This window comes from Sulfitobacter sp. 15WGC (genome assembly GCF_005068605.1).
Classification (GTDB): Bacteria; Pseudomonadota; Alphaproteobacteria; order Rhodobacterales; family Rhodobacteraceae; genus Sulfitobacter; species Sulfitobacter faviae.
Genome location: NZ_SZNL01000064.1, coordinates 1 through 807, shown reverse-complemented (window position 1 = coordinate 807; position 807 = coordinate 1). Strand labels below are relative to the sequence as shown.

General features: G+C 56.8%; 1 protein-coding gene. It reads left to right on the top strand.

Going from position 1 to position 807, the window contains the following annotated elements:
- Window positions 1–279: 279 nt before the first annotated feature.
- Complete coding sequence (locus FCK22_RS17980) at window positions 280–687, top strand: transposase (RefSeq protein ID WP_136720754.1); 408 nt, start codon at window positions 280–282, stop codon at window positions 685–687.
- The last annotated feature ends 120 nt before the right edge of the window (window positions 688–807 follow it).

Below are 807 nucleotides of genomic sequence, written 5' to 3'. Positions count from 1 at the left end.
TTCGGGAAGAAAGGCGCAAGTTTGCCCATTTGCTCATCGGTCAGCCAGAAAAGTTCACTCATGTCACCACTCCTTTTCCGAGCCGTGAATCATGCAGAGAGACCGAAATCAATGCATCCTGACCCTAGCGCTCACCTTTTGCTTTGCATAGCGGGGGGCCTGCTCTCGCTTTATTGCCTCGATGCCGGATATTTGTAAGCGTTGGCCCGGGGTCACGTTGTAGGGTGTGATCCGGGCTGCGAGAACGAACCCATCTTATGATGGGGAGTGCGTTTCGCAATGTGCGCTACAAATTCGTTTCTCAGATCGCTTGGCGTCGAGATTTATGCGTCCGGCCACCGCCGTTGGTCGGATACCGCAAAGGCACAGGCGGTGGCGGACACGCTTGAGGTCGGTGCAACGGTGAACGCTGTCGCTGAGCGATATGGCATCCTTCCGAACCAGCTATCTGCGTGGCGTCGACTGGCCAAGCAAGGAAAGCTGTTGCTACCGGCGCCGGAGGCCGCTGAGCCGCTCTTCGCTCCACTGGTGGTTTCTGCTGGGCCGGAAGAGCCCACAGAAGCTCTGACTGTTCCTAATGAGGCGATCAGATTGATCTTTGGAGAGATCGCCATCGAGTTGCCGCTGCAGACATCTGCCTCTCGGATTGCAGAGATCGCCCACGCGCTTGATGCTTCTTTATGCTGATGCCATCGCAAGGCGTTCGGATATTGGTTGCGACGCGGCCGGTGGACTTCCGTAAAGGACACGATGGATTGGCTTCGATGGTGCAGTCGGCATTGGCCCAAGACCCCTTTACCGGAACAG